The 6572-nt window shown below is 75.3% G+C and carries 5 protein-coding genes; 2 read left to right on the top strand and 3 right to left on the bottom strand.

Annotation, left to right across the window (positions count from 1 at the left end; genetic code table 11):
- Positions 1–89 precede the first annotated feature (89 nt).
- Both purH and purN read right to left on the bottom strand, forming a co-directional pair.
- Complete coding sequence (gene purH, locus ABT300_RS39970) at positions 90–1673, bottom strand: bifunctional phosphoribosylaminoimidazolecarboxamide formyltransferase/IMP cyclohydrolase (protein ID WP_351686873.1); 1584 nt, start codon at positions 1671–1673, stop codon at positions 90–92.
- Complete coding sequence (gene purN / locus ABT300_RS39965; RefSeq protein WP_351686870.1) at positions 1670–2299, bottom strand: phosphoribosylglycinamide formyltransferase; 630 nt, start codon at positions 2297–2299, stop codon at positions 1670–1672. The genes purH and purN overlap by 4 nt, the downstream gene beginning before the upstream one ends.
- 283 nt (positions 2300–2582) lie before the next feature.
- Here purN and ABT300_RS39960 point away from each other — a divergent pair, with 283 nt between their 5' ends.
- Entirely contained in the window at positions 2583–3332 is a 750-nt protein-coding gene (locus ABT300_RS39960; RefSeq protein WP_351686867.1) for a hypothetical protein, read from the top strand.
- 68 nt (positions 3333–3400) lie between these two features.
- Here ABT300_RS39960 and ABT300_RS39955 read toward each other — a convergent pair whose 3' ends face one another.
- Positions 3401–5359 (bottom strand): cell division protein PerM, encoded by a 1959-nt coding sequence (locus ABT300_RS39955; RefSeq protein WP_351686865.1) that lies wholly within the window; start codon positions 5357–5359, stop codon positions 3401–3403.
- 105 nt (positions 5360–5464) lie between these two features.
- On the opposite strand from ABT300_RS39955, the gene ABT300_RS39950 reads away from it, so the two are divergent.
- A complete protein-coding gene (locus tag ABT300_RS39950) occupies positions 5465–6517 on the top strand; it encodes an RNA polymerase sigma factor (RefSeq protein ID WP_351686862.1) in 1053 nt (350 codons plus the stop codon).
- The last annotated feature ends 55 nt before the right edge of the window (positions 6518–6572 follow it).

The raw sequence follows: 6572 nt of genomic DNA, 5'->3' as shown, positions 1-6572 counted from the left end.
GCCGGACCGCCCTTCTGACGTCGTGCGCCGCTTCGCGCGCCGCGGCGTCGTCGCCTCGGGCGCCCGGAACGGCCGGGCGCCCCGCGACCTCAGTGGAAGAAGTGCCGCGTGCCGGTGAAGTACATCGTCACGCCCGCCTTCTTCGCGGCCTCGACGACCAGCTCGTCACGGACCGAACCGCCGGGCTGCACCACGGCCTTCACACCGGCCTCGACGAGCACCTCGAGCCCGTCCGGGAAGGGGAAGAACGCGTCGGAGGCGGCGTAGGAGCCGCGCGCCCGCTCCTCCCCGGCCCGCTCGACGGCCAGCTTGGCCGAGTCGACGCGGTTGACCTGCCCCATGCCGACGCCGACCGAGGCGCCGTCCTTGGCGAGCAGGATCGCGTTGGACTTCACCGCCCGGCACGCCCGCCAGGCGAACGCCAGCTCGGCGAGCTCCGGCCCGGACAGCGCCTCACCGGTCGCCAGCGTCCAGTTGGCCGGGTCGTCGCCCTCGGCCTGGAGCCGGTCGGCGACCTGGAGCAGCGCGCCGCCGCCCACGGGCTTGAGCTCGACGGGGGCCACGGGGCCCTGCGGCGCCCTGAGCACGCGGATGTTCTTCTTCTTGGTGAGGGCTTCCAGCGCCCCCTCCTCGTAGTCCGGCGCCACGATGACCTCGGTGAAGATCTCCGCGACCTGCTCCGCCATCTCCCGGCTCACCGGCCGGTTCACGGCGATGACGCCGCCGAACGCCGACAGCGGGTCACAGGCGTGCGCCCGGCGGTGCGCCTCGGCGACGTCCGCGCCGACGGCGATCCCGCACGGGTTGGCGTGCTTGATGATCGCGACGGCCGGCTCGGGGTGGTCGTACGCGGCCCGGTGCGCGGCATCGGTGTCCGTGTAGTTGTTGTACGACATCTCCTTGCCGTGCAGCTGCTCGGCCTCGGCGAGACCGGCGCCGCTGCCGTCGACGTAGAGCGCGGCCGGCTGGTGCGGGTTCTCGCCGTAGCGCAGGGTGCTCCTGCGCTCCCAGGTGCCGCCGAGGAAGTCGGGGAACCGGGACTCGTCGACCGGCGCGTAGGAGGACGCGAACCAGCTGGCGACCGCGACGTCGTAGGCGGCCGTGTGCTGGAAGGCCTCCGCGGCGAGCCGCTTGCGGGCGGCGAGGTCGAAGCCGCCGTCCTGCACGGCCGCGAGGACGTCGGCGTACCGGTCCGGGCTGGTGACGACGGCCACCGACGGGTGGTTCTTGGCGGCCGCGCGCACCATGGACGGCCCGCCGATGTCGATCTGCTCGACGCACTCGTCCTCGGAGGCGCCCGAGGCGACCGTCTCGCGGAACGGGTAGAGGTTGACGACGACCAGGTCGAACGGCGCGACGCCCAGCTCGTCGAGCTGCCGCCGGTGGTCCTCGAGACGCAGGTCGGCGAGGATGCCCGCGTGCACCCTGGGGTGCAGGGTCTTCACCCGGCCGTCCAGGCACTCGGGGAAGCCGGTCAGCTCCTCGACCTTGGTGACGGGCACGCCGGCGGCGGCGATGCGGGAGGCGGTGGAACCGGTGGAGACGAGCTCGACACCGCTTTCGTGCAGCCCGCGCGCGAGCTCCTCGAGACCGGTCTTGTCGTAGACGCTGACGAGCGCGCGACGGATGCCCCGCTTGCCGCTCTCTGCCGTGACAGTGCTGTCGGCGGTCACTGGATAACTACCTTTCGTCCCTCAATGCGATAGCCGTTGCGGGCGAGCCGCCCCACGACCTCGACGAGCAGCCTTCGCTCGACTTCCTTGATGCGCTCGTGCAGAGCGCTCTCGTCGTCCTCGTCCCGGACCTCGACCACGCCCTGGGCGATGATCGGGCCGGTGTCGACGCCGTCGTCGACGAAGTGGACGGTGCAGCCGGTGACCCTGGCGCCGTACGCGAGCGCGTCCCGCACCCCGTGGGCCCCGGGGAAACTGGGCAGCAGGGCGGGGTGGGTGTTCACGAACCGCCCCCCGAACCGCTCCAGGAACTCCTTGCCGACGATCTTCATGAACCCGGCGGACACCACGAGGTCGGGCTCGTGTGCGGCCACGGCCTCGGCGAGCGCCGCGTCCCACTCCTCCCGGCCCGCGAAGTCCTTGACGCGGCAGACGAAGGCAGGGATCCCGGCCCGCTCGGCGCGGGCCAGGCCCTCCACGCCCCCGCGGTCGGCCCCGACGGCCACCACCTCGGCGCCGTACGCGTCGACGCCGACGGCGGCGATGGCGTCGAGGAGCGCCTGCAGGTTCGTACCGGATCCGGAGACCAGCACGACAAGGCGCTTGGCCACGGGCTTGGCGGCCACGGCGGGGCCCTTTCTCGGGGAAGCACGTAACGGAGGGTGGCCGCCTGCGCGGGCTTGTGCTTTCGTACGAATGCATCGCGCCCCCGGATACGGGGAAGCCTACGAAGGAGCCGACCGTCAGCAACGATACCGGCACACCGGGCGGCCCCCGAGGGACGGGGGCGCGGCCGGAAGGTAGCGTCTGCGAGGAGTGGGGAGCGGGAACGCGGTCGTCGTGCGGTGCGTTCCCCCTACGACAGCTCACACCAGTCAGCCGTATCTCCTAGGGGAAGACGCTCATTTGATGCCGGACCGCAGTCTGCGACTCCTCACGCTCCCCCCGCAGTCACCGCAGGGAGGGGAGCGCGGCGCCGTGCTGCTGCGGGAGCGCCCAGCATCCCCTCCGGACGCCCCCTCGGGCGACGGCACGCCCCCCGAGGACGACAACCCGTTCGCCCCGCCTCCGGAGGGGGCCCCCGAGCGCCCGTGGCAGCCCCGGCGTCCGGCGGGCGGCGCCCCCGAGGGCGGGGAGTCCCCGTGGGGCCGCCAGTGGAGCGACCAACAGCCCGGCCGCTCCCCCGGCGGCGGCTTCGGCGAACGCCCGGGCCGCGGTCCTGGCCCGGAGAACGGCGGTCCGGGCCCCGAGAACGGCGGCAAGCGCTGGGACCCCACCGACCCCGCCCAGCGCCGCGCGCGCTACGCGCTGCTCAGCGGCATGTGGGCCTTCTTCTTCGTCCTCTTCGGCTGGCCGTACGTGGCCCTGCTGCTCGGCGCCCTCGCCCTGAACTGGGGCATCAGCGCCCTGCGCGCGGGGCCCCGCACCCCGTCGCCCGACAGCCCGGAGAGCGGCGGCCGCCCGCAGAAGACCGCCGCGATCAGCGGCGTGGTCACCGCCTCCCTGGCGCTGGCCCTGGTCGCCGCCGGCTTCACCGCGCAGCTCGTCTACAAGGACTACTACACCTGCACCAACGACGCCCTCACCAACGAGGCGCAGCAGTCCTGCAGCGACCTGCTGCCGAAGGAACTGCGGGGCATCCTGGGGTCCGACTCCTGAGGTCCCGCCCTTCCCGCAGACGAGGGGCGGACGGACGCCGGTCATCGGCGTGACCGTCCGCCCGACGGTCACCGCCTCTTCGACTCCGTTTCATCGTCGTAGCCGTCCTCGCCCTCCTCGCGCGCCTCGCCCTCCTCGCGCGCCTCGCGCAGCGCCGCCCACCTGGCCTCCCGGGCCGAGTCCCCGTGCCACGCCCGCGCGCCGGGCTCCACGTGCTCCAGCGGCTCGACGGGCTCCACCGGCCCGACGCCTGCGAGCGGCTCACGCCATGCGAGCGGCTCGGGCGGCTCGGCGAGCCGGGGCGGTGTGAGCGGCCTGGTCGGCGCGGGACGCCAGGGCGGCGTGGAGACGTCGCCTGGCTCGAGGAACGGCGCGGGCTCGAGGGGGGCGAAGAGGTCCGGGGGCGCCGCGTAGGACGCCGGCTCGATCGGCGCGAAGGGGTCGACGACCTCCTCGAACAGCTGCGGCGGCACGCCGGGCGCCTCGTCCCGCGGGACGAGGAAGTCGTACAGCTCCTCCCCCGCGGCGCCTGCGGCCCCCGGCGTCCCGCGTCCCGTCCCCGCCTTCCCGGCCGACCGCCTCCCGGGCACGCGGGCCCTCCCGGCCGCCCCACGCCCCCGGCAACGCCACGCGCGTGCCGCCACGGCCACCGGCGTCCCCACCCCCGCCACCCACAGCAGCGCCGCGCCCCCGGCCTGCCACCACACCGGCCCGAACCGGGCCAGCACGGAGACGCCCAGCGGCCCGCCCGACAGCGCCGCCAGCGCTCCCGTCAGCACCCCGCACCCCAGACCCGCCAGGAGGACGACTCCGACGGTCCTCCCCCGTGACCAGACCTCGCCGTCGTCCCCGGCGGCCGCGGCAGCCGCAGCCGTCCCGCCGCCCCGACCCGTCCCGGCGGTCCCGGCGGTCCCGGCGGTCCCGGCGAATGCCGTACGCCCCGTCGCCGCACGGGCCGTCGCCGCACGGGCCGCGAACACGCCTGCCGTGACGCCCGCCAGCAGCGGGACCACGCCCGCCGCCCAGTTCCACGGCGTACCGGCCCCGGCCTCGGGAACCGCCGCCAGCAGCGGAAACGGCGGCAGCAGCGGCGCCGGGTCGGAGGACAGCGGCGCCACCGCGTGCCCCGCGCCGAGGAGATACCCCGGGCCGAGGGCGTAGGCGGCCCCCCACACCGCCGCGTTCGGCGCCAGCGCCACGCACAGCAGCAGCACCGCGAACCGCCCGGACCAGCCCTCCGTCAACTGCAGGAACGCCTCGCGGGCCGCCCCGGCGTGCCACACCGACGACGACGCCACCAGCAGGGCGCCGCCCCCGACGAGCACCACCGCACCCGCGGCCGCCGCCCGTGCCGCGGCCGCCAGACGTGCGCGCTCCGCCGTCCCGAGCAGCGGCCGTCGCAGCCCCCGCGGCAGCATGAGCAGCACGCCGTCCACGGCTCCGCGCGGGCGACCGCAGGCCGACCACACGCCTGCCCCGGCGGCCAGCACGGCCACCGCCGGCACGCATACCGCCGTCCACGCCCATGAGGTCCGCAGGACCTCGCCCGCGGCGGCGTAGAGGGCGGCGCCCGAGCCGACGGCGAGATACCCGACCACGACGCCGACCCACACGGTGCGGGCGCCCGCCTGCTCCCCGCTCTCGTCGCCGCCGTCGCCGTCGCCCGCGTCCACCGCGTCGCGGGCCGCCCTCCGCAGCAGCCACACCGGCAGCGCGAGCAGCAGCAGCGGAGTGACGCCGACCGGCGCCGGCGCCCCGGACAGCGTGTCGACGCGCACCAGTTCCGCGCCGTGGGCCAGCAGCCACAGCGCGGCGGCGACGTGCAGCGCGCCGCCGGGCCCGCTGTCGGGGTAGGGGGAGCTGATCCACAGCACCATCACGAGCGCGGCGAAGGACCCGAGCCCCAGTCCGGCCGCGAGCACACCGCCCACGAGGCCGGCGGCCAGTCCGGGCGATCGGTCGCGCATCCGGGGCAGCAGGGACGACAACGTAAACCGGCGAGCGGTCATCGGGATCACGACGGCCATGCTCCCAACGACACGCGCTTTTCCGTCGTAACGGGCGAACTTCCGATGTGTCGCCCAAGATACGTTTTATGTACTTTTACGGGCGAAGGGGCACTCTGTGAAGCAGTGCCCCGAGGCCGCGCACGGGAGGCGTACGCGCAACTGCCGGCATCGCTGGACAAGGCGGAAAAGGTGACGAACACCCAGGAGGCGGCGACCGGACGTCAGGTGACGGAACGCCTGACGAAAGGACGCCCCGCGAAGGCAGGCCCGGCGACGGCAGACCGGGCAACGGCACACCGGGGGAAAGCAGGCCGGGGGACCCTGGGCGCGGACCCGCTGGGCGGGGAACCCGCTTGCGGAACGGGCTCGCCGGCCACGCTCTTGACGCCCGCTCAGGCCTTCGACGCGCTCTACGGGTTCTGCGCCCCCGCCCTCGTCCGGCAGGCCTATCTGCTGTCCGGGCGTCGCGAACTCGCCCGCGAATCGGTCGAACAGGCGTTCCGGCTGGCGTGGCAGCGCTGGCCCGAGGTGGCCGTGGACCCCGACCCGGCCGGCTGGGTGCGCGCCGCGGCCCACGAGTACGCGCTCTCACCATGGCACCGGTTCCGCCCGCGCTATCGGCACCCGGAGCCGCCCCCGGCCGAGGCCCCCGACCGCGCGCTGCTGGACGTCCTGCTCACGCTCCCGGCGACGTACCGCCGCACGCTCCTGCTCTACGACGGCGTCGGGCTCGATCTGCCGGAGACGGCCGCCGAGACCGAGGCGAGCACCCCGGCGGCGGCGTACCGGCTGCTGCACGCGCGCGAGGCGGTCGCCGCGCGGCTGCCCGAGCTGACGAACCCGGCCGTACTGCACCGGCGGCTGGCCGAGGTCGCGTCCGCCGAACGGCTGCGCGCGCCCAAACCGCCCGCCGTGCGGCTGGCCGGTGAGCGGCGGGCCCGCGTCTGGACCAGGGCGGCGATCGCGTTCACGATCGCGATCATCGGCGCGACCGCGCTGACCGCGCGCACCGCCCCCACCCGCTACGAGCCCCCGGTGCCCGCCGGCGAGACCGTGCAGGGCGTCCCGCCCCGGGCCGCCCGGGGCACGTTGTCGGACGCGCAGCTGAAGCTGCGCGCGAAGCTGAGGTCCGAGACGCAGAAGGGCCCGGACAGACTGCTCCCCCGCCCCGAATGACAAGCGGGGCGGCGGAGAAAGACGGGGGAAAAGGCGGCGGGCCCGCTCCCCTGAG

The sequence above is a fragment of the Streptomyces sp. NPDC001027 genome (genome assembly GCF_040299045.1).
GTDB lineage: Bacteria > Actinomycetota > Actinomycetes > Streptomycetales > Streptomycetaceae > Streptomyces.
The sequence above is the reverse complement of the archived record's forward strand: the minus strand, read 5'-3'. Positions and strand labels throughout refer to the sequence as shown.